Source organism: Benzoatithermus flavus (genome assembly GCF_037908215.1).
GTDB classification, from domain to species: domain Bacteria; phylum Pseudomonadota; class Alphaproteobacteria; order Geminicoccales; family Geminicoccaceae; genus Benzoatithermus; species Benzoatithermus flavus.
Genome location: NZ_JBBLZC010000003.1, coordinates 107,252 through 126,820, shown reverse-complemented (window position 1 = coordinate 126,820; position 19,569 = coordinate 107,252). Strand labels below are relative to the sequence as shown.

Genomic DNA, 19,569 nt, shown 5'->3' with positions numbered 1-19,569 from the left:
TTCTCGATCCTTTGCCTCAGGCCTCGGCGCCGTGAGCCGTGGCGATGGCCGCCGTCCGCGCCTCGGCCTCGGAGCGCCGTCCGTTGAAGTAGAGGTTGAGGAGCACCGCCGCCACCGAGGCGAGCAGGATGCCGCTGTGCGTCAGCGGATCGAGCGCCTTCGGCAGGTACTGGAAGAACTTCTCGGCCGAGAGCGGAATCATGCCGAAGCCGATGCTGATCGCCACGACGTAGAGATTGTGGCGCGTGCTCGTGAAGTCGACCGACGCCAGGATGCGGATGCCGGTGGCGGCGACCATCCCGAACATCACGATGCCGGCGCCGCCCAGCACGTAGGGCGGGATCGAGGCCACGATGTGGGCGAGCTTGGGCACGAGGCCGAGGGTCAGAATGATGAGTCCGGCCGCCACCGTGACCCAGCGCGAGCGCACGCCGGTGACACCGACGAGGCCGACGTTCTGCGAGAACGAGGTGTAGGGAAAGGTGTTGAAGATGCCGCCGATGAGCGTGCCCAGCCCGTCGGCGCGCAGGCCCCGCGTGAGATCGCCCTCGTCGAGCTTCTTGCCGGTGAGATCGCTCAAGGCGAGGAACATGCCCAAGGATTCGATCATCACCACGATCATCACGACCGACATGGTGAGCGCCGCCACGAGATCGAACTTCGGGAATCCGAACTGGAACGGCTGCACGAGCGCGAACCAGGGCGCCTCGGCGAGCCCTGCGAAGCTGACCTGGCCCAGCGCCATGGCGAGGAGAAGCCCGAGCACCAGGCCCAGAAGCACCGACACGTTGGCGAGAAAGCCCTTGGCATGCTTCGCGATGGCGAGGATCGCCACCAGCACGAAGGCCGCGACCCCGAGATAGAGTGGATGGCCGAATGCGGGGTTGCCGATGCCGCCGCCGGCCCAGCCCACCGCGACCCGCATCAAGGAGGCACCGATGATGACGATGATGGTGCCGGTGACCACAGGGGGAAAGAACGGCAGGAGGCGGCTGATGAACGGAGCCACGAGAATGCCGAAGATACCGCTCGCGATCACGGCGCCGTAGATGCCGAGGAGCCCGAGATCCGGGTTGCCGGCCATCGCCACCATGGGCCCGACCGCGGCGAAGGTGACCCCCATCATCACCGGCATGCGGATGCCGGCGAACCGGCCGAGACCCAGGCTCTGGATCAAGGTGGCGATGCCGCAGGCGAAGAGATCGGCGTTGATCAGGAGCGCCACCTGATCCTTCGGCAGCTTCAAGGCGCTGCCGATGATCAGCGGCACGGCCACTGCTCCGGCATACATGACGAGCACGTGCTGCAGGCCCAGAGCGAACAGCTTCAAAGGCGGCAGGATCTCGTCCACGGCATCGGTCGCGGACGTTGGTTCCAAGCCGATGGGGCGAGCTGGCGTTGCCATGCGTGATCTCCCTGATCGCCGATGATGGCCCGCTCTCAGCTACCTCGATAGGTCGCGTAGCCGTAGGGCGAGACCAGAAGCGGCACGTGATAATGTTGGTCGGCCGCAGACAGGCCGAAGCGGATCGGCACCACGTCGAAGAAGGCGGGCTCGGGTAGCGCCACCCCCTGCTCGCGCAGATAGCCACCGACGTGAAACACGAGCTCGTAGATTCCGGGCCGGAGATCCTCGCCCGCGAGCAGCGGACCGTCGCAGCGGCCGTCCTGGTTGGTCCTGACGGAAGCCAGAGCCTCGCGCTCTCCGCCCTCGAGGCGGTAGAGCTCGATCAGCATGCCGGCGGCGGGCCGTCCCGCCATGGTGTCGAGCACGTGGGTCGTGAGCCGACCCGTCTTCCCAGTGGAGCTCATGTTATGATCACCTCCCGGCCCACCGGGCGACCCGGTAGGGCCTCATCGTGGTAGGTCACACGATCACCGGCGGTAATCGTCCCAGCATCAGAAGCAGTTTCAAAGCAAATGCGAAGCCAGCGGCCGGAGCGGCGATCGGATGCCCACTCGATCGGAAGCAGGCTGCCCGGTTGCTGGGCAGGCCAGCACGGCTGCTGCGACCTTAGGCACATATCCGGCGGGATTCCAGCCCGTGCCGCCGCCGGCCGCCCGCATGCTCCAGGTACCCGCGATCGCGACCACGAGCACCGCTGCTCTCGAGGTGACGCGGGAGCGCTCGTTCTGCTACCACACATCGAAGAACGAGAAGAGGGAGCGCAGGATGGCGGGCATGAGACCAGGGAAGACGGAACGGATGCGCGAGACGGCCTGGCGCCGGACGGCGGCCGCGCTCGGGCCCGGACACCGCCTCGCCGTGATCGGCGCGCTGCTCGTGGGCCTGACGCTCCTGGGCGCCTCGTTCCGGCCGCCCGCCGGCGGCGATCCGGCGATCGACGACACGGGCATGGCGATCGTCGCCGTCATCCTGTGCATTGCGGGCCTGCTCTATCTCGGCGCCGTTGCCATCGTCCTCGGGCCCGGCCTGCCGCGGCGGGCCTTTTGGGGCATTCTCGCCTGCGCCGCGGTCATGCGCTGCATCCTCCTTCTCACCCCGCCCTTCCTGTCGACCGACATTTATCGTTACGTCTGGGACGGGCGCGTCCAGAATGCCGGCATCAATCCCTACCGTTACCTGCCGGCCGACCCGCACCTCGCGGCGCTCCGCGACGACACGATCTATCCCTGGATCAACTTCGTCGATTCCGAAGCCACCCTCTACCCGCCGGCAGCACAGGCGATCTTCGCCGCCGTCGCGCGGATCTCCCCGACCATCGCTGGGATGAAGCTGGCGCTGACCGGCTTCGAGACCCTGGCCATCGCCGTTCTCTTGTGGCTCCTGCGACGCGCCGGGCTGCCACGCGAGCAGGTGCTGGTCTATGCCTGGCATCCCGTGCCGCTCTGGGAGATCGCCGGCAACGGCCACATCGATGCCGCCGCGGTCGCGTTCCTGGCGCTGGCCCTCCTCGCCCGCTCGTACCGCCGACCGGGATGGGTGGGGATGACCCTGGGATGCGCCACGCTCGTGAAGCTCCTGCCGATCACCCTCGCACCAGCCTTGTGGCGCCGCTGGGACTGGCGGATGCCAGCAGCCCTCGCGGCGACCCTGATCCTCGGCTATCTGCCCTATCTCGGCGTCGGCATGGGCGTGTTCGGCTCGCTTCTCGACCATATCAACGACGAGGGCCTGATCCACGGCGACGGCTATTATCCACTCTACGCGCTCGGGCAGCTCGTCACCCTGCCGCACATCGCGACCGCGATCTATGTCGGCGGCGGCCTCGCCGTGCTGGCGGTGTTGGCCATGCGCATCGCCTGGCGCGAGCAGCGGCCCGAGCCGGAAGAGACCCTGGCCGTCGCGCGCGACTGCCTGATCCTCGCCACCGGGGTGATCGTGTTCATGACGCCTACCCACCCCTGGTACTTCGTCTGGCTCGTCCTCTTCTCCTGCCTCGTGCCGCGGCCGGCGGTCCTGGCGCTCACGGCCCTGAGCCCCCTGACCTACTTCGCCTTCTCCGATGCCGGCGAGAACGCCGAGCTCATCATGTACGTCGTGTTCTGGGCGCTGCTCGCCCTCGGCCTGCGGTCCCGCGCGCGCAGCGCGATGCCGCAGCCGACCTTCCCGGCCGCCGAGGTGCAGAAGGCCCACTAGGGACGGCCCGGCCTATCCGGGGAGCCTCTTTCTCTCCCCGGACGGGAGGCGAGCTGGTATCGTCCCTCGCCGGGCCGCCCCTCGCCCGACCACGCAACCCGGAGGGTTCGACACGCGATGAGCACAGAGCTCGATGCCGAGCGGATGATGCGCTACGACGCGAACCGGAAGTCGGTGCTCGTCGCCTACGTCCTCTGGTTCTTCCTGGGCTGGTTCGGCCTGCATCGGATCTATCTCGGCCGGATCGGCTCCGGCATCGCCATGCTCGTGCTGCACGGCCTGTCCTGGCTCACCCATTTCATCCTGATCGGCTTTCTGGGCTTCGGCATCCTGGGCTTGTGGTGGCTGATCGACGCCCTCCTGATCCCGGGCATGGCACGGGTCTACAACAACCGCCTTATCGACGAGCTGGCCCGCTCCTAGCACGGGGGCCTCGTGAGTCCCCCTTTCCCCGGCCCGCCCGTGCCGGAGTCCCTGGCGCAGCCCGGCACCGGCGCGTAAGCAGCTTCAAAGGAACCCGAAAGCCGCGTCGCCGTGCGTGCCGCTAGAATGGCGGCACGCCGGCGACGGGCACGCAGGGAGAATGGGCATCATGGATCAGGGCTATCCGCGCGATCTGATCGGCTACGGCCGCAATCCCCCCGACCCGCGCTGGCCGGGCGGGGCTTACGTGGCCGTGCAGTTCGTGATCAACTACGAGGAGGGCGGCGAGAACTGCATCCTCCACGGCGATCCCGCGTCGGAAGCCTTCCTCTCCGAGATCGTCGGCGCCCAACCGCTCCTGGGCGTGCGCCACATGAACATGGAATCGATCTACGAGTACGGCTCGAGAGCCGGCTTCTGGCGCCTGTTCCGGCTGTTCACCGAGCGGCGGATGCCGGTCACGGTCTACGCCGTGGCGATGGCGCTGCAACGCAACCCCGAAGCCGCCGCCGCCATGAAGGAGGCGGGCTGGGAGATCGCGAGCCACGGCCTGCGCTGGATCGACTACCAGTACATGGGCATCGATGCCGAGCGCCGGCAGATGCAGGACGCGATCCGCATCCATCAGGAGGTCACGGGCGAGCGGCCGCATGGCTGGTACACCGGCCGCTGCAGCCCCAACACGCTGAAGCTCGTGGCCGAGGAGGGCGGCTTCCTCTACTGCGCCGATTCTTACGCCGACGATCTGCCCTACTGGGCCGAGGTCGACGGCAAGCGCCAGCTCATCGTGCCCTACACGCTGGACGCCAACGACATGCGCTTCGCGACCAGCCAGGGCTTCAACTCCGGCGACCAGTTCTTCGCCTACCTCAAGGACAGCTTCGACGTCCTGTACGAGGAAGGGCGGCGCGGCAGCCCCAAGATGCTCTCGGTCGGCCTGCACTGCCGTCTCGTCGGCCGGCCGGGCCGGGCGGCGGCGCTCGCGCGCTTTCTCGACTACGTCAAGAGCCACGACAAGGCCTGGGTCTGCCGCCGCATCGACATCGCCCGCCACTGGCACGAGCATCATCCGCCGGCCTGAGCTCGGCCTCCGAGGAGAACGACCATGACCGCGCCCCTGCGGCCGACCACGATGGACAAGGCGAGCTTCGTCGCCGCCTTCGGCGGGGTGTTCGAGCTTTCGCCCTGGGTCGCCGAGGCCACGTACGATCTCGGCCTGCGCGACGATGTCGACACGGCCGAAGGCCTGCACCGCGCCATGTGCGCGGCCGTGCGCGCCGCCGCGCGCGAGAGGAAGCTGGCCCTGATCCGGGCTCATCCCGACCTCGCCGGCCGGCTCGCCCGCGCCGGCCGGCTCACCGCCGATTCGGCCAAGGAGCAGGCCTCGGCCGGACTCGACCGGCTCACCGACGCCGAGCGTGAGCGCTTTTTGGCCCTCAACGAGGCCTACAAGGCGCGCTTCGGCTTTCCGTTCATCATGGCGGTCAAGGGCCGGACCAAGGAGGAGATCCTGGCCGCGTTCGAGGAGCGCCTCCGCCACGACGAGGCCACCGAGTTCGAGACCGCGCTCGCCGAGATCGAGCGCATCGCCCTTCTCCGCCTTCGGGAGATGCTGCCGTGACACTCCCCTTCGGCACGCGGGTGATGGACCGACTGGACACGCTCGCCGGCTTCACCGACGAGCCCGGCCGGCTGACCCGGCTCTATCTCTCCCCGGCGCACAAGGCGGCTGCCCTTCAGGTGCGGCAATGGATGGCCGAAGCCGGGATGGCGGCCGCGATCGACGCCATCGGCAACGTGGCCGGCCGCTACGAGGCTGCGGAGCCCGGTCGCCCGGCCCTGCTCCTGGGCTCGCACATCGACACGGTGCGCGACGCCGGCAGGTACGACGGCAATCTCGGCGTGGTCGCCGCGATCGAGGCCGTGGCCGAACTTCATCGCAGAGGCGAGCGCCTGCCCTACGTCATCGAGGTGATCGCCTTCGGCGACGAGGAAGGCGTGCGCTTTCCGACCACGCTCTCGGGCTCGCGCGCGATCGCCGGCACGTTCGATCCGGCCTCGCTCGCGAGCCGCGATGCCGAAGGCACCAGCCTCGAGCAGGCGCTGCGCAGCTTCGGCGGCGATCCCGCCGCGATCCCCGCCCTCGCCCGCCGCCGCGAGCGGGTCCTGGGCTATGTCGAGCTCCACATCGAGCAGGGGCCGGTGCTGGAGAGTCTGAACCTGCCCGTGGGCGTGGTGACCGCGATCAACGGCGCTTCCCGCTTCACGATCGAGGTCACGGGCACGGCCGGCCACGCCGGCACCGTGCCGATGGACCTGCGTCAGGACGCGCTCGCCGCCGCGGCCGAGATGATCCTCGCCGTCGAGCGCCGCGCCAAAGGCGCCGAGCCCGGCCTCGTCGCCACGGTCGGACGGATCGAGGCCCGGCCCGGCGCCCCGAACGTCATCCCCGGCCAGGTCGCTTTCACCCTCGACGTGCGCGCCCCTGCCGACCAGGACCGGCACAAGGCCGTGGAGGATCTCGCCGCGGCGTTCGCCACCTGTGCCGCGAGGCGACGGGTGCGCATGAAGCTGGACAAGACCTACGACGAGCCGGCCGTGACCTGCGCGCCGTGGCTGGTCGGGCAGCTCGCGGCCGCGGTCGAGCGCGCCGGCGTCCGGCCGCATCTGCTGCCGAGCGGCGCCGGCCACGACGGCCTCGCCATGGTGGCCTTGTGCGACGTCGCCATGCTGTTCGTGCGCTGCGCGGGCGGGATCAGCCACAACCCGGCCGAGGCCATCACGGCCGAGGATGCCGACGTCGCGGTCGCCGTCCTGCTCGACTTCCTGCGCCGGCTCGCCCTGCCCGCCTGATGCCACGCCTCCTTTCCAGGGAACCAAGCCCGTGACCGACGCCACCTCGACCATCCACCGCTTCCTCGAGGAGCAAAGGGAGGCGCAGACGCGCTTTCTTGCCGAGCTCGTCAAGGTCGCTTCCGACAACCCGCCCGGCGACTGCCGCCCCCATGCCGAGGTCGCGGCCACCCTGCTGCAGCAGCTCGGCTTCACGGTCGAGCGCCATCCCGTGCCCGCGGACCTCGTCCAGGCCAACGGCATGATCAGCGCCACCAACCTCGTGGTTCGCAGGCGCTTCGGCGAGGGCCCGGTGATCGCGCTGAATGCCCACGGCGACGTGGTCCCGCCCGGCGAGGGCTGGACCAGGGATCCCTACGGCGCCGAGATCGCGGACGGCTGGATGTACGGCCGTGGGGTCGCGGTCTCGAAGTCCGACTTCGCCACCTACGCTTGGGCGCTCCTGGCACTGCAGGCGGCGGAAGCGGCCGGCGCGAAGCTGGGCGGCACGGTCGAGCTGCACTTCACCTACGACGAGGAGGCCGGCGGCGAGATCGGCCCGGGCTGGCTGCTGCAGCAGGGGATCACCCGGCCCGACCTCGCGATCGGCGCCGGGTTCTCCTATGCGGTGGTGAACGCGCACAATGGCTGCCTGCATCTGGAAGTGCAGGTGGACGGGCGCTCGGCGCACGCCGCCATGCCCTTCACGGGTGTGGACGCGCTGGAGGCCGCGACCCACATCCTCGAGACCCTCTATGCCTGGCGCAAGACCCTGGCCGAGCGCCGCTCGGCCATTCCCGGCATCGGCAGCCCGCAGCTCACGGTGGGGCTGATCAAGGGCGGGATCAACACCAACGTGGTGCCCGATCGCGTCACCTTCCGCCTCGATCGGCGGATGGTGCCGGAGGAATTCTCGGAGGCGGTCGAGGCCGAGCTCGTGCAGGTGATCGGCGAGGCGGCGGCCGCGTTCCCGCAAGCGAAGGTGACCGTGCGGCGGATCCTCCTGGCGCGACCCCTGGTGCCGCTCGCGGGCGGGGAACGGCTGACCGAGATCTTGTGCCGGCGGGCGAGTGCCGTCATGGGCGAGCCGGTGGAGCCCAAGGGTGTCCCGCTCTACACCGATGCGCGCCACTATGCCGAGCGGGGCATTCCGATCGTGCTCTACGGCGCCGGCCCGCGCACGATCGAGGAGGCCAACGCGCACCGGGCCGACGAGCGGCTGCCGCTTTCCGACCTCTACAAGGCGACCGAGGTGGTGGCACTCTCTCTGCTCGATCTCCTTGCCGCCTGATCTGCTGGCGGCAGGAGCGACCCGCAGAGCGCTGTCACACCGAGGCGCACGATCGGCGCCGTGGCCGGGGTTCCCGGACCGATCGCGGAACCCGTGCCGCGCATCGAGCGTTAGTGCGACAGCGCGCGAGACTGGCAGGGGCGGGATATCCATTCCCTCGATCTCGGGAGCATGCCGCTTCAGGACGGCCGGGTGCATCGTCCCACGGGCCGTTCCCGTTCGCATGAGCCGTGGACGCCTTTCCTGCCGCGCCGAATGACCGACGCAGGAGCACCTTCCACCATGACGAGCAGCGGGCCCGTCGATGCCGATCGTATTCGCCAGCGGGCGTACGAGCTGTGGGAGCAGGATGGCCGTCCCGAAGGCCACGACCTGGATTACTGGCTGAAGGCCGAGCGTGATCTCGCCCAGAACGACGGCTCCGATCTGGGCTCGCCGCACGGGAGCGGGGCCGGCGAGACCGGCGGAACCCGCTCCGAGCCCGATCTGGCGCCGGTGAGCGAGGGCGGCAAGGCACCACCCAGACGCAGCAGCCGCAGCCAGGCGAAGCCTGTCCAAGGCAACGAGGACGACGCCGGCAAGCCTGCGAGCGCCAAGGCGCGCAAGGCCAAGCCCGCAGCCGGCGAAGCCGCGACCGTGACGGCCGAGCGGGAGGAGCACGTGCAACAGCGCCGCACCCGCAAGAAAGCGGAAGGCTGACCCGACCGCGGGCAGGTCCCGCCGCGCGACCGGTCGTCCTGGGTCGACTGCGTCCTGGTCCTGCCTCGCGGACGATCCGCAGCGCATTCGTGCAAGCGCTGCGTGCAACTGCCACGCCGGCAGGGTGTTCTGTACCCGGGAAACAATGCGTCGCCGAGCGCTGCGACGCGAAGGCGGATCGCCGGCACGACCGTTCCGGTCGGAGTTCCTGACGGCAAGGCCGCGACGGCTCGCGGTCTGTCCAGCGTGTTGAGAAGGGATGCCTATGAGCCGTCTCCTCGACCGGACAGCCGCTGCCTATGGCATCGAGCGGGCGTTCATCGACAGCAGCGGCCGCCTGCGGCTGGTGAGCACCGAGACCAAACGGGTGCTGCTCCGGGCGATGGGGGTGGATGCGGGCAGCCCCTCCTCCTTGCGGGAGGCGACGGCGCGGGCGCTCCTGGCGCAGGCGATGCCGCCCGTCCTCGTCGTCGAGGCCGGGGCGGACGGCGCGATAGCGCTGCCGACCCACGCCCGTTCGGCCACATGGCGGCTCACGCTCGAGAGCGGCGACACGCTCGAGGGCTCGATGCCGCGCGATCCCGGACGCCGCGGCCGCCTGCTCCTGCCCGCACCGCTGCCCGTGGGCTATCACCGGCTCGAACTCGAGCGCCCGGAGCGGCAGCAGCACACGATCACGATCGTGGCCGCCCCGCGCTCGTGCCCGCTGCCGGAGGATCTCGGCGTCGGGCAGGTCTTCGGGCTCGGCTGCCGGGTCCGGAGCTTGCGTTCCGGGCGCGGCCTCGGCAGCGGCGACCTCGCCGATCTCGCGAGCCTGGTCGAGCGCGCCGCCCGCGAGGGTGCCGACTTCGTCGCCGTCGACCCGCTCCATGCGCTGCTCTCCGCCGCGCCCGCGGCAGCAAGTCCTGGTACCTTCTCGCACCGAGCATTCCTCGACTGGCGTCTGATCGCACCCGACCACGTGCCGGAGCTCGTCGCGGACCCGGCCCTCGCCGCCGAGATCCCGCGCCTGCGCGAGGAGGCTCGGGCACAGGACGGAACGCCCCTCGATCATCCCGCCACCGCCCATCGCCGGCGGCTCCTGGAAGCAGCGTTCGAGCACTTCCGCGCGCAGCAGCTCGGCCCGCAGCCTGCCGCGCGCGGCAGCAGCCTCAAGACGTTCCGGCAGGTTCAGGGCGAGCCCCTGCGGCTCCACTGCCTGTTCGAGGCGCTGCACGAGCACGTGCTGGCACGCGAGCCCGGACGATGGGCCTGGTGGCAGTGGCCGGAGCCCTATCGCCGACCCGACCATCCCGACGTGCAGGCCTTCGCCCGCGAGCACGCGGACCGCCTCGCCTTCTTCGCCTGGCTGCAGTGGCTGGCCGACGAGCAGCTCGCCGACGTGCAGGCCCGCGCGCGCGCAGGCGGCATGCGGCTCGGGCTCTACCGCGACCTCGCCATCGGCACGAGTCCGGCCGGATCGCTCGCCTGGGCGGAGCAGGACGTGGTGGCGCGCGGCGTCTCGATCGGAGCGCCGCCCGATCCGCTCAATCCCAAGGGCGGAGACTGGGGCCTCGCCCCGCTCTCGCCCGGAGCATTGGCGGCGCGCGCCTATGGCCCCTGGCTCCACGACATCCGCGCCAACATGCGTCATGCCGGCACGCTGCGGATCGAGCATGTCATGGGGTTACGCCGGCTGTTCTGGATTCCGGAAGGCGCCGCGCCCGAGGACGGCGCCTACGTGCGCTATCCCTTCACCACGCTCGTGGCCCTGCTCGCGGTCGAGGCGCACCGGCAGCGCTGCCTCGTCGTCGGCGAGGACCTGGGCGCGCTGCCACGCGGCTTCCGCCCGGCGCTGCGCAAGGTCGGGATCCTGTCCTCGCGCGTGCTCTACTTCGAGCGCGAGCGCAACGGCGGCTTCGGCTCGCAGCGCCGCTACCGCCATGCCTCCGTCGCCTCGATCGGCGCTCGTGACCTGCCGACGCTCGAGGGCTTCCTCGCGGAGCGCGACATCGACCGGCGCGAGCGGCAGGGCCTCTATCCCAGCGCCGAGGAGGTGCTCCAGGGCCGCCGCGAGCGGCAGCGCGACCGCACGCGCCTTTTGCGCCTCCTGCAGCGCGCGGGCCTCGTCGAGACCGGTGCCGTGCCCGATCTGCCCGAGCTCACGCTGGCCCTTTATCGCTGGCTCGCCCGCACCCCGGCAGCGCTTCTCCTCGTCCAGCTCGAGGATCTGGTCCTCGCGGCCGAGCAGCCGGACGAGCACCATCGCCTCGAGCCCGAGCTCGAGGAGCTGTTCAGCCGGCCCCTGGCCCGGCATCTGCTCGCCATGCTGCGCGAGGAGCGTCCGCGCCAGCCGCCGTCTAAACCTCCGCGCGCGGAACCGGAAGCCGCGCACGACGTTCTCTTCCATGAGGGCGCATGACGATCGGGACCAGGGGAGAGACCGCCGTGGGAAAGAATCAGGAGATCGCGATCTTGAACGACCTCGTCCGTGCCACCTGCCAGAGCACGGACCGGTGCGCGGTCGCGGTCCGCGCCTGCGAGGACGGCTATCGCAAGATGGTGATCGAGCAGCTCTGCGAGGATCGCCGGTTGCTCCTGGTCGATCTCATCCGCTGCCTGCTCCTGCGCGGCGTGCCCGTGCCCGAGGTGCGCAAGGCCGTCGTCCTGTCCCCGCCGGCCGCGATCCCCGTGGTCGACGTCGACGTGATCTGGATCGACATCGAGATCGCGGAGAAAAGGCTGCACCAGGCCCTGCGCGCGGCGCTCCAGGATCCGGGGCTCAGCGAATCCGTGCGCGAGCTCCTGAGCCTGCACTACTTACGGATCAGGCTGCACCACGACGAGCTCGACGGGCTCGCGGCACACCGCTCCTCGCTCGTGGAGCCGCAGTCCCTCGCACGCCGCGGCGTGCACCACTGAGGTCGAAGCCTTTTCCCATCGCCAGGAGAAGCCCGAGCTCTGGCGGACGGGCCTTCGTGCCGGCGGCCGTTCGGGCGGATGAAAGGCGGTCGATGAGCACAGCAGCCGCAGCGCGTTCGGCCTGGCGGGATCCGCTCGTCCGCCGGCTCCCGGTCGGAGCCGAGCCGTTCGGCAACGGCGTCCATTTCCGGGTCTGGGCGCCCGCGGCGCGAAAGCTCGCCGTCGTGCTCGGGAACGGCGAGGCGGCATGGCTCGAGGCCGAGGGTGAGGGCCACTTCTCCGCCAGCATCGCCGGCATCGGCCATGGCACACGTTACCGTTACCGGCTCGACGACGGCGATCTTCTGCCCGATCCGGTCTCGCGCTGCCAGCCCGAAGGCCCTGCGGGCCCCTCCATGGTGATCGACCCCGACCGCTATCGCTGGCGCGACCAGGACTGGCGCGGCGTGCCGCGCGAGGGCCAGGTGCTCTACGAGCTCCACGTCGGCGCCTTCACGCCCGAGGGCACCTGGCGCGCCGCCGCCGGGCGGCTGCCGCAGCTCGCCGAGATCGGTATCACCTGCATCGAGATGATGCCGGTGAACGAGTTCGCCGGCCGCTTCGGCTGGGGCTACGACGGGGCGAGCCTGTTCGCCCCCTACCACCATTACGGCGAGCCCGACGATCTGCGCTTCTTCGTCGACGAGGCGCACCGCCATGGGCTCGGCGTGATTCTCGACGTGGTCTACAACCATCTCGGCCCCGGCAGCGATTTCCTGCGCAAGTTCTCGAAGGACTACTTCAACCCACGCTACGACACGGACTGGGGCGAGGCGCTCAACTTCGACGGCGAGAACTGCGCCCCCGTGCGCGAGTGGGTCGTCACGAACGGCATCTACTGGGTCGACGAGTTCCACATGGACGGGTTCCGCATCGACGCGACCCAGAACATCTACGACTTCGACGAGAGCCGCGAGCACATTCTGGCCGAGTTCACCCGCCGCGCGCGCGAGGCGGCGGGAAGCCGCACCATCCTCGTCGTCGGCGAGAACGAGCCGCAGATCACGCGCCTGATCCGCCCGCGCGCGCAGGGCGGCTACGGGCTCGATGCTTTGTGGAACGACGATTTCCACCACAGCGCCATCGTGGCGCTCACCGGCCGCAACGAAGCCTATCTCACCGACCATCGCGGCAGCCCGCAGGAGTTCGTCTCGGCCGCGAAGCACGGCTTCCTCTACCAGGGTCAGCGCTATCGCTGGCAGGACTGGCCGCGCGGCACGCCGACGCGCGGGCTCGAGCCCTGTCAGCTCGTGAACTTCACCCAGAACCACGACCAGCTCGCCAACATGGGTCGGGGCTATCGCGCCCACCACATCGCCGGTGCCGGCCGTTACCGTGCGATCACGGCGCTCATGGTGCTGATGCCGGGAACGCCCATGTATTTCATGGGCCAGGAGTTCGGCGCCTCCCAGCCCTTCCACTACTTCCTCGACGTTAAGGGCGAGCTCGCCGACATGGTGGACGCCGGCCGGCGCAAGGAGGTGTCCCAGTTCCCGAGCCTCGCGACCCCCGAGCTGCAGGCCGTCCTGAAGCGGCCGGACGACCCGGCAACCTTCGCGGCCTGCAAGCTCGACTGGGCCGAGTTCGACCGCCACCACGAGCACGTGGCGCTCAACCGCGACCTCCTGCGGCTGCGCCGCGAGGACCCGACGCTGCGCTTCGCGTGCTGCGCTTCCGGCCGGGTGGACGGCGCCGTGCTCGGACCCGAGGCGTTCGTCCTGCGTTACTTCGGGCAGGCGGACGATGATCGCCTCCTGCTCGTCAATCTCGGCATCGACCTCGAGCTCACCATCATGCCCGAGCCGCTCCTGGCCCCGCCCGAGGGCACCGACTGGACGCTCCTATGGTCGAGCGAGCACCCCGACTATGGCGGCATCGGCGCGCAAGCTCCCGCTCCCGACCGCCCCTGGGTGCTGCCCGGCCACGCGGCGCTCCTGCTCCGCCCCGGAGCACCCTGGCCCGGGCGCAAGAGCGAGCTCGAGAAGGCGCTGGACAAGGCCGAGGAGATCCGCGCACGAAGGGAACGGAAGGGATGACCGAACGCCCCTGGTGGCAGAAGGCCGTCATCTATCAGATCTACCCGCGCTCGTTCCAGGACAGCAACGGCGACGGTGTCGGCGACCTCGGAGGCATCCTGCAGCGGCTGGATTATCTCGCCTGGCTCGGCGTCGACGCGATCTGGATCTCGCCGATCTACCCTTCGCCCATGAAGGATTTCGGCTACGACGTCGCCGACTACTGCGACATCCATCCGCTCTTCGGCACGCTCGAAGACTTCGACGCGCTCCTTGCGGCCGCGCACGAGCGCGGCCTCAGGCTGATCCTCGACTTCGTCCCCAACCACACCTCGAGCGAGCATCCCTGGTTCGAGGAGTCCCGCACCTCGCGCGACAACCCGAAGCGTGACTGGTACGTCTGGCGCGACCCTGCCCCCGACGGCGGCCCGCCCAACAACTGGCAGAGCCAGGCCGGCGGCAGCGCCTGGACCTTCGACGAAACGAGCGGTCAGTACTACTATCACGCCTTCCTGCCCGAGCAGCCCGATCTCAACTGGCGTAACCCGGACGTGCGGGCCGCGATGTGCGACGTGCTCCGGTTCTGGCTGGACCGCGGCGTGGACGGCTTTCGCGTCGACGTGATCTGGCATCTCATGAAGGACCCGGAATTCCGGGACGATCCGCCCAACCCCGAGTACAAGCCGGGCGACCCGCCCTTCAGGCGGGTGCAGCCGCTCCATAGCTGCGACCACCCCGACATCCACGAGGTGGTGAGCGAGCTGCGCCGCGTGCTCGAGGAGTACCCGAACGACCGGCTCCTGATCGGCGAGATCTATCTGCCGATCGAGCGGCTCGTCGCCTATTACGGCGTGGACGGCCTCGAAGGCGCGCATCTGCCGTTCAACTTCCAGCTCATCGGCGCTGCCTGGCACGCCCCGACCCTGCGCCACATGATCAAGGAGTACGAGGCCGCTCTTCCCTTCGGCGGCTGGCCCAACTGGGTGCTCGGCAACCACGACCAGCCCAGGATCGCGAGCCGCGTCGGCCGGGCGCAGGCGCGCGTCGCCGCGATGCTGCTGCTCACGCTGCGCGGCACGCCCACCCTCTACTACGGCGACGAGCTCGGCATGGAGAACGTGCCGATCCCGCCCGAGCGCGAGCAGGATCCGTTCGGCAAGAACATGCCCGGCACGGGCCAAGGCCGCGATCCCGAGCGCACGCCGATGCAGTGGGACAGCTCGCCCTTCGCCGGCTTCTCCACGGTCGAGCCGTGGCTGCCGCTCGCCCCCGACTGGCAGGTCATCAACGTCGCGGTACAGAAGCAGGAGGCGGGCTCGATGCTGCGCCTCGTCCATGCGCTCCTGCAGCTCCGCCGCCGCGAGCCCTGCCTCGCCCTCGGCAGCTACCGGACCCTTGCGGTCGAGGGCGACGTCCTGGTCTACGCCCGCCAGCACGAGCGCTGCCGCCACGTGGTGGCGCTCAACCTCGAGCCTTCGCCCAAGGTCGTCGTCTTCGGCGAGGGCGATCTCGGCGGCCGCATCGCCCTTTCGACCCATCTCGACCGCGAGGGCGAGGGTGTCGGCGCCGAGCTGGCGCTCAGGGCCGACGAGGGGGTGATCATCGCCGTGACGGCCTGAAGCCGGACGCGAACGAGGAGACGGAGATGCTGCCCGTCAGGCCACGCTACGAGTACCGCGCCTGGGCCGATTCGTTCCCGGACCTGCCGCAGCCGGACGCGGAGCCCTGGAGCGAGGAGACCTACATCGTCGCGTTCGGCCTCTTGAGCCGCGACATCAAGATCCGCAGCGGGGCGCTCGAGATCAAGGAACTCCTCCTCGAGCGCAACGGCCTGCAGCTCTGGAGCCCTGCGGCGCGCCTACCCTTCCCGATCCCGGCGCTCACGCTCGAGCGCGAGCTCATGAGCATTCTCCAGACCGGCCAGCCCCTGCACCGCGAGCTCTACGGACCCGAGGAGCTGATCGAGGAGCTCACGAGCGGTCGGCGCAACCTGACCACCGTGCGCTTGCGCAAGCGCCGCCGCCTCCACGAAGTCCGCGGCTGCCGGGCCGAGACGGCGGAGATCGAGGTCGAGGGACGGCGGCTGATGAGCGCTGCCGCCGAGCACGAGGACCCGGAAGTACTTCTCGAAGCCGTGGCCGAGCTCGGCCTCGACCGGTTCGTCAACGTCTCCTATCCCCAGGCCTTGGCCCGTCTGTTCCCGCCGCCTCTCGACACCACCGCTATCTAGGACGCCTGCAGAACCGGCCGGTCGAGCCGGAACAGCCCTAATCCCGCCCGGACTTCCTGGAGTGTGGCCTCCGTGACGGCACGGGCTCTTCCGGTTCCTTGCCGCAGGACGTCGAGCACGTATGCCGGATCACGGGCATAGGCCGCCCGGCGCTCCCGGATCGGCGCGAGCAGATCCTGCAGGACGGCTTCGAGCCGTCGCTTCACCTCCATGTCGCCGAGGCCGCCACGGCGGTATCGCGCTTTCAGTTCGGCGACGGCAGCCTCGTCCTCGTCGAACGCGTCGAGATAGGTGAAGACCACGTTCCCCTCGACCGTTCCGGGATCGCTCGCGCGAAGATGGTTGGGATCGGTGTACATCCGCTGCACCGCCTGCCGGATCTCGTCGGGCGAGGACGACAGCAGGATTGCATTGCCTTGCGATTTGCTCATCTTCGCCTTGCCGTCGATCCCCGGCAGCCGGCCCACACGCGGAATGACGGCTTCGGCCTCCACGAGCACATCGCGGCCGATCTGCCTGTTGACGCGCCGCACGATCTCGTTGGTCTGCTCGATGAGCGGCGCCTGGTCCTCGCCCACGGGCACGACCGTCGCCTTGAAAGCGGTGATGTCGGCCGCCTGCGCCACCGGATAGCACAGAAAGCCCGCCGGGATGTCCCGGCCGAAGCCCCGGGCCCGGATCTCCTCCTTGATCGTCGGGTTGCGCTCGAGGCGGGCAACGGTGACGAAGTTCAGGTAGAGCATCGTCAGCTCGGCGAGAGCCGGCAGCCCGGACTGGACGCAGATGATCGTCTTTTCTGGGTCGATGCCGACGGCGAGATAGTCCAGCGCCACCTCGACGACGTTGCGGCACACCCTGTCCGGATCGTGCGCATGGTCGGTCAGCGCTTGCATGTCGGCGAGCAGCAGGAACTGGCGATGCGTGTCCTGCAGCCTCACCCGGTTCTTCAGCGAGCCGACATAGTGGCCGAGGTGAAGCGGGCCGGTCGTGCGATCGCCGGTGAGGATGACGGGTCTTTCGGCAGCAGCGTTCATGGCGGCTTCTCCGGTTCGGAGCCGCCGGGATCAGGAAGCTGTCGCCGGGAGTCGCGTCGCCCACCGATCCACGGCGGCGACATCGGATGAACAGGGAAAACGACGACGCGCCGCTCCTAGAGGGAGCGCCACCAACGAGCTCTGGCGGATCTCATGGCGTCGATCATGCATGATGGATGTCACACCATCGAGCCTGCCGCAAGCAGCGGATGGCGCGCTGGCTAGCCAGGCGGCAAGGCAGGAGCAGGACGACCGGGACGAAGGCCCGGTCACGACACGGCAAAACCCGCTCCTCGATGCCATCGCTATTTGGTCACCACCACGCGGGCATCGCCGTCCCGGCGCAGCACGCGCACGATCACGCTCTCGCCCACGCGCTGCACGGCGAGATCGAGCTTGCTGCCGCAGAACGGCAGGTCGCGGACGACGAGCTGGTCGAGCCAGGGCGGCAGCTCCGGCCGGTCGAAACGGATCTCGCGCGCATCGACCGCGAAACTGATGCCGAGGCAGGCCTGGAGCAGCCCGTAAGGTGCTGCCGCCGCCCAGGCCTGCGGCTCGCAGGCCACGGGATAGCGCACTGGTCCCGAGCGGCTGCGCCGCCCGAAGCCGCAGAACAGCTCGGGCAGGCGGTGCCGCTCGAGATGACCCGCCGCCTCGGCGATGCCGCTCAGGATGCGCAAGACCGCATCTTTGTGGCCGTAGCGCGCGAGGCCCATGGCGATGATGGCGTTGTCGTGCGGCCAGATCGAGCCGTTGTGGTAGGAGATCGGGTTGTAGCGCGCCTCGCCGGCCGCGAGCGTGCGCACACCCCAGCCCGAGAACCCGTCCTTGTCCATGAGCGTCGCCGCGACCCGCGCCGCGCGCTCGGGTGCGGCGATACCGGTGAGCAGCGCATGGCCGGCGTTCGAGCTGCGCACGGCGCAAGGGCGCTTCCTGCCGTCCAGCGCCAGAGCGTAGGTGCCGCGATCCTCGAGCCAGAACGCCGCCTCGAACCGCTCGCGCAGGCGCTTCGCCGCGGCCTCGAGCTCGCCGGCGCGGGCCGTCTCGCCCAAGGCACGGGCGATGGCGGCCGCCGCACGATAGGCGCCGTAGACGTAGGCCTGTACCTCGACGAGCGCTATCGGCCCCTCGGGCAGGCTGCCATCGGCATGGCTGACGCCGTCCTGGCTGTCTTTCCAACCCTGGTTGACGAGTCCGCTCTCGGCGCGGCGCCCGTACTCGACGAAGCCGTCGCCGTCGCGATCCCCGTCCTTCCCGATCCAGCCGAGGGCTGCCTCGATCGCGGGCCAGAGCTCGCGCGCGAACGCCACGTCGCCGGTCCGCTCCAGATGGGCCCCGGCCAGGAGCACGAAAAGGGGCGTGGAATCGATGCTGCCGTAGTAGCGGCCGAACGGCACCTCCCCCAGGTTCGCCATCTCGCCGTTGCGCATCTCGTGCAGGATCTTGCCGGGCTCGGCATCGGCGAAGGCGTCGTAGTCGGTCGCCTGATGCACGGCGAGGAAACGCAGCACCCCTTCGGCGATTCCGGGTGCCAGCCACAGGCAGGAGAGGGCCGTGAGCAGCCCGTCGCGGCCGAACACCGTGCTGAACCAGGGAATGCCGGCATAAGGGTACGGGCCTTGCGGAGTCGGTGTCACCAGCATGGCGAGATCGGCCCTGGAGCGGCGGAGCAGGACCGAGAAGTCCTGGCTCGAGGCCGAGAGCTGCGGCAAGAGTGCCAGATGGCGGATCGCCGTGAGCTGGCTGCCGCGCAGCGCCGGCAGGAAGGCGGGCGGGCTCCGCCCGGCCACGTCGCCGCCGATCGCGACACCGATCGAGGCGTGAAAGGCTGCGCTCTCGCCGGCCCCGAGCCGGATGAAGAACCGTGCCCGGTCCGGGGTCAGCTCGTGTGGTTTCGGGTCGAACCGCAGCCGCACGGTGCGACGGATCTCGTCCAGCCCGTCATAGGCGAGGACGACCTCCTCGCCTTCGACCCTGGGCGGCAGCAGGCGGCCCCGCTTCGGTCGGCTCTCGCCCCTCACCTCGAACATGTCGGCGAAGTCGGCCGCGAACCGGTAGTCGAGCTCAAGCTCGACCGGCCCCATGCCGTGATTCTCGATGACGAGCCGCTCGGCATAGCCGCCTTCCTCGAGGAGGCCGATCCGCCGCAGATGCAGGTTGTCGCGCGGTACCACCACCTCCCCGTTCGCGACGAGATCGGGGTTGGTCAGATCGCACGAGAGGAAGGCGTTGTCGTTGCGCACCGCCGAGCCCAGGAGGAGCGGCCTCGCCCCAGCCACCTCGAGCCGCCAGCACGAGAGCACACGCGTATCCTTGACGTAGAGTCCCTCGGGCGCCCCCTCGTCGCCCGGGATGTCTCCGAACGGATCCAGGATCGCGAACGCATCGGCGTGCTTGAGCGTGCGCAGCCGCCGCTCCGGCAGCGACTTGGCGCTCGCGATGTAATGGGGCGGCGTGGCCGGGCCGCCCGTGCCGTCCTTCAGGTCCATGGCCGTCGCCCCCTG

Annotated in this window: 16 protein-coding genes; 12 read left to right on the top strand and 4 right to left on the bottom strand. The window is 69.8% G+C overall.

Annotated features, from left to right (window positions below; genetic code table 11):
* Positions 1-16: 16 nt before the first annotated feature.
* Positions 17-1,405: a nucleobase:cation symporter-2 family protein gene (locus U1T56_RS04465; RefSeq protein ID WP_418158239.1), complete on the bottom strand. Its 1,389-nt coding sequence runs from the start codon at positions 1,403-1,405 to the stop codon at positions 17-19.
* Positions 1,406-1,440: 35 nt separating this feature from the next.
* Positions 1,441-1,812, bottom strand: a complete 372-nt coding sequence (gene uraH, locus U1T56_RS04460; RefSeq protein WP_418158238.1) for a hydroxyisourate hydrolase — start codon at positions 1,810-1,812, stop codon at positions 1,441-1,443.
* Positions 1,813-2,182: 370 nt separating this feature from the next.
* Between uraH and U1T56_RS04455 the strand changes: the two genes are divergently transcribed.
* The 12 genes from U1T56_RS04455 (at position 2,183) to U1T56_RS04400 (ending at position 16,031) form a co-directional block, all read left to right on the top strand.
* Positions 2,183-3,601 carry an MptA/MptB family glycosyltransferase gene (locus U1T56_RS04455; RefSeq protein WP_418158237.1) on the top strand — a complete coding sequence of 473 codons (1,419 nt, stop codon included), beginning with the start codon at positions 2,183-2,185 and terminating at the stop codon, positions 3,599-3,601.
* A gap of 117 nt (positions 3,602-3,718) precedes the next feature.
* Positions 3,719-4,024, top strand: coding sequence for a TM2 domain-containing protein (locus U1T56_RS04450; protein ID WP_418158236.1), 306 nt, complete (start codon positions 3,719-3,721; stop codon positions 4,022-4,024).
* 169 nt (positions 4,025-4,193) lie between these two features.
* Complete coding sequence (gene puuE, locus U1T56_RS04445) at positions 4,194-5,105, top strand: allantoinase PuuE (RefSeq protein ID WP_418158235.1); 912 nt, start codon at positions 4,194-4,196, stop codon at positions 5,103-5,105.
* 24 nt (positions 5,106-5,129) lie between these two features.
* Positions 5,130-5,645: a 2-oxo-4-hydroxy-4-carboxy-5-ureidoimidazoline decarboxylase gene (gene uraD / locus U1T56_RS04440; RefSeq protein ID WP_418158234.1), complete on the top strand. Its 516-nt coding sequence runs from the start codon at positions 5,130-5,132 to the stop codon at positions 5,643-5,645.
* Between the two features lie 23 nt (positions 5,646-5,668).
* Positions 5,669-6,877: an allantoate amidohydrolase gene (locus tag U1T56_RS04435; protein WP_418158363.1), complete on the top strand. Its 1,209-nt coding sequence runs from the start codon at positions 5,669-5,671 to the stop codon at positions 6,875-6,877.
* A 31-nt stretch (positions 6,878-6,908) separates the two neighbouring features.
* The gene (locus U1T56_RS04430) at positions 6,909-8,147 is read left to right on the top strand and encodes a M20/M25/M40 family metallo-hydrolase (protein ID WP_418158233.1); all 1,239 of its coding nucleotides are present in this window, start codon (positions 6,909-6,911) and stop codon (positions 8,145-8,147) included.
* Positions 8,148-8,429: 282 nt separating this feature from the next.
* Entirely contained in the window at positions 8,430-8,846 is a 417-nt protein-coding gene (locus U1T56_RS04425) for a DUF2934 domain-containing protein (protein ID WP_418158232.1), read from the top strand.
* Positions 8,847-9,111: 265 nt separating this feature from the next.
* A complete protein-coding gene (gene malQ / locus U1T56_RS04420; protein WP_418158231.1) occupies positions 9,112-11,247 on the top strand; it encodes a 4-alpha-glucanotransferase in 2,136 nt (711 codons plus the stop codon).
* A gap of 26 nt (positions 11,248-11,273) precedes the next feature.
* Positions 11,274-11,747: a hypothetical protein gene (locus U1T56_RS04415; protein ID WP_418158230.1), complete on the top strand. Its 474-nt coding sequence runs from the start codon at positions 11,274-11,276 to the stop codon at positions 11,745-11,747.
* A gap of 92 nt (positions 11,748-11,839) precedes the next feature.
* On the top strand, positions 11,840-13,822 hold the full coding sequence (gene treZ / locus U1T56_RS04410; protein ID WP_418158229.1) for a malto-oligosyltrehalose trehalohydrolase: 1,983 nt from the start codon (positions 11,840-11,842) through the stop codon (positions 13,820-13,822).
* Complete coding sequence (locus U1T56_RS04405) at positions 13,819-15,420, top strand: alpha-amylase family glycosyl hydrolase (RefSeq protein WP_418158228.1); 1,602 nt, start codon at positions 13,819-13,821, stop codon at positions 15,418-15,420. Before treZ ends, U1T56_RS04405 begins: the two co-directional genes overlap by 4 nt.
* A gap of 26 nt (positions 15,421-15,446) precedes the next feature.
* Complete coding sequence (locus U1T56_RS04400; protein WP_418158227.1) at positions 15,447-16,031, top strand: hypothetical protein; 585 nt, start codon at positions 15,447-15,449, stop codon at positions 16,029-16,031.
* On the opposite strand, the gene trpS is transcribed toward U1T56_RS04400, so the two are convergent.
* Together trpS and U1T56_RS04390 are read right to left on the bottom strand one after the other, a co-directional pair.
* Positions 16,028-17,065: a tryptophan--tRNA ligase gene (trpS, locus tag U1T56_RS04395; RefSeq protein WP_418158226.1), complete on the bottom strand. Its 1,038-nt coding sequence runs from the start codon at positions 17,063-17,065 to the stop codon at positions 16,028-16,030. The genes U1T56_RS04400 and trpS overlap by 4 nt on opposite strands.
* Positions 17,066-17,370: 305 nt before the next feature.
* Positions 17,371-19,554 carry an amylo-alpha-1,6-glucosidase gene (locus U1T56_RS04390; protein WP_418158225.1) on the bottom strand — a complete coding sequence of 728 codons (2,184 nt, stop codon included), beginning with the start codon at positions 19,552-19,554 and terminating at the stop codon, positions 17,371-17,373.
* Between the last annotated feature and the right edge of the window lie 15 nt (positions 19,555-19,569).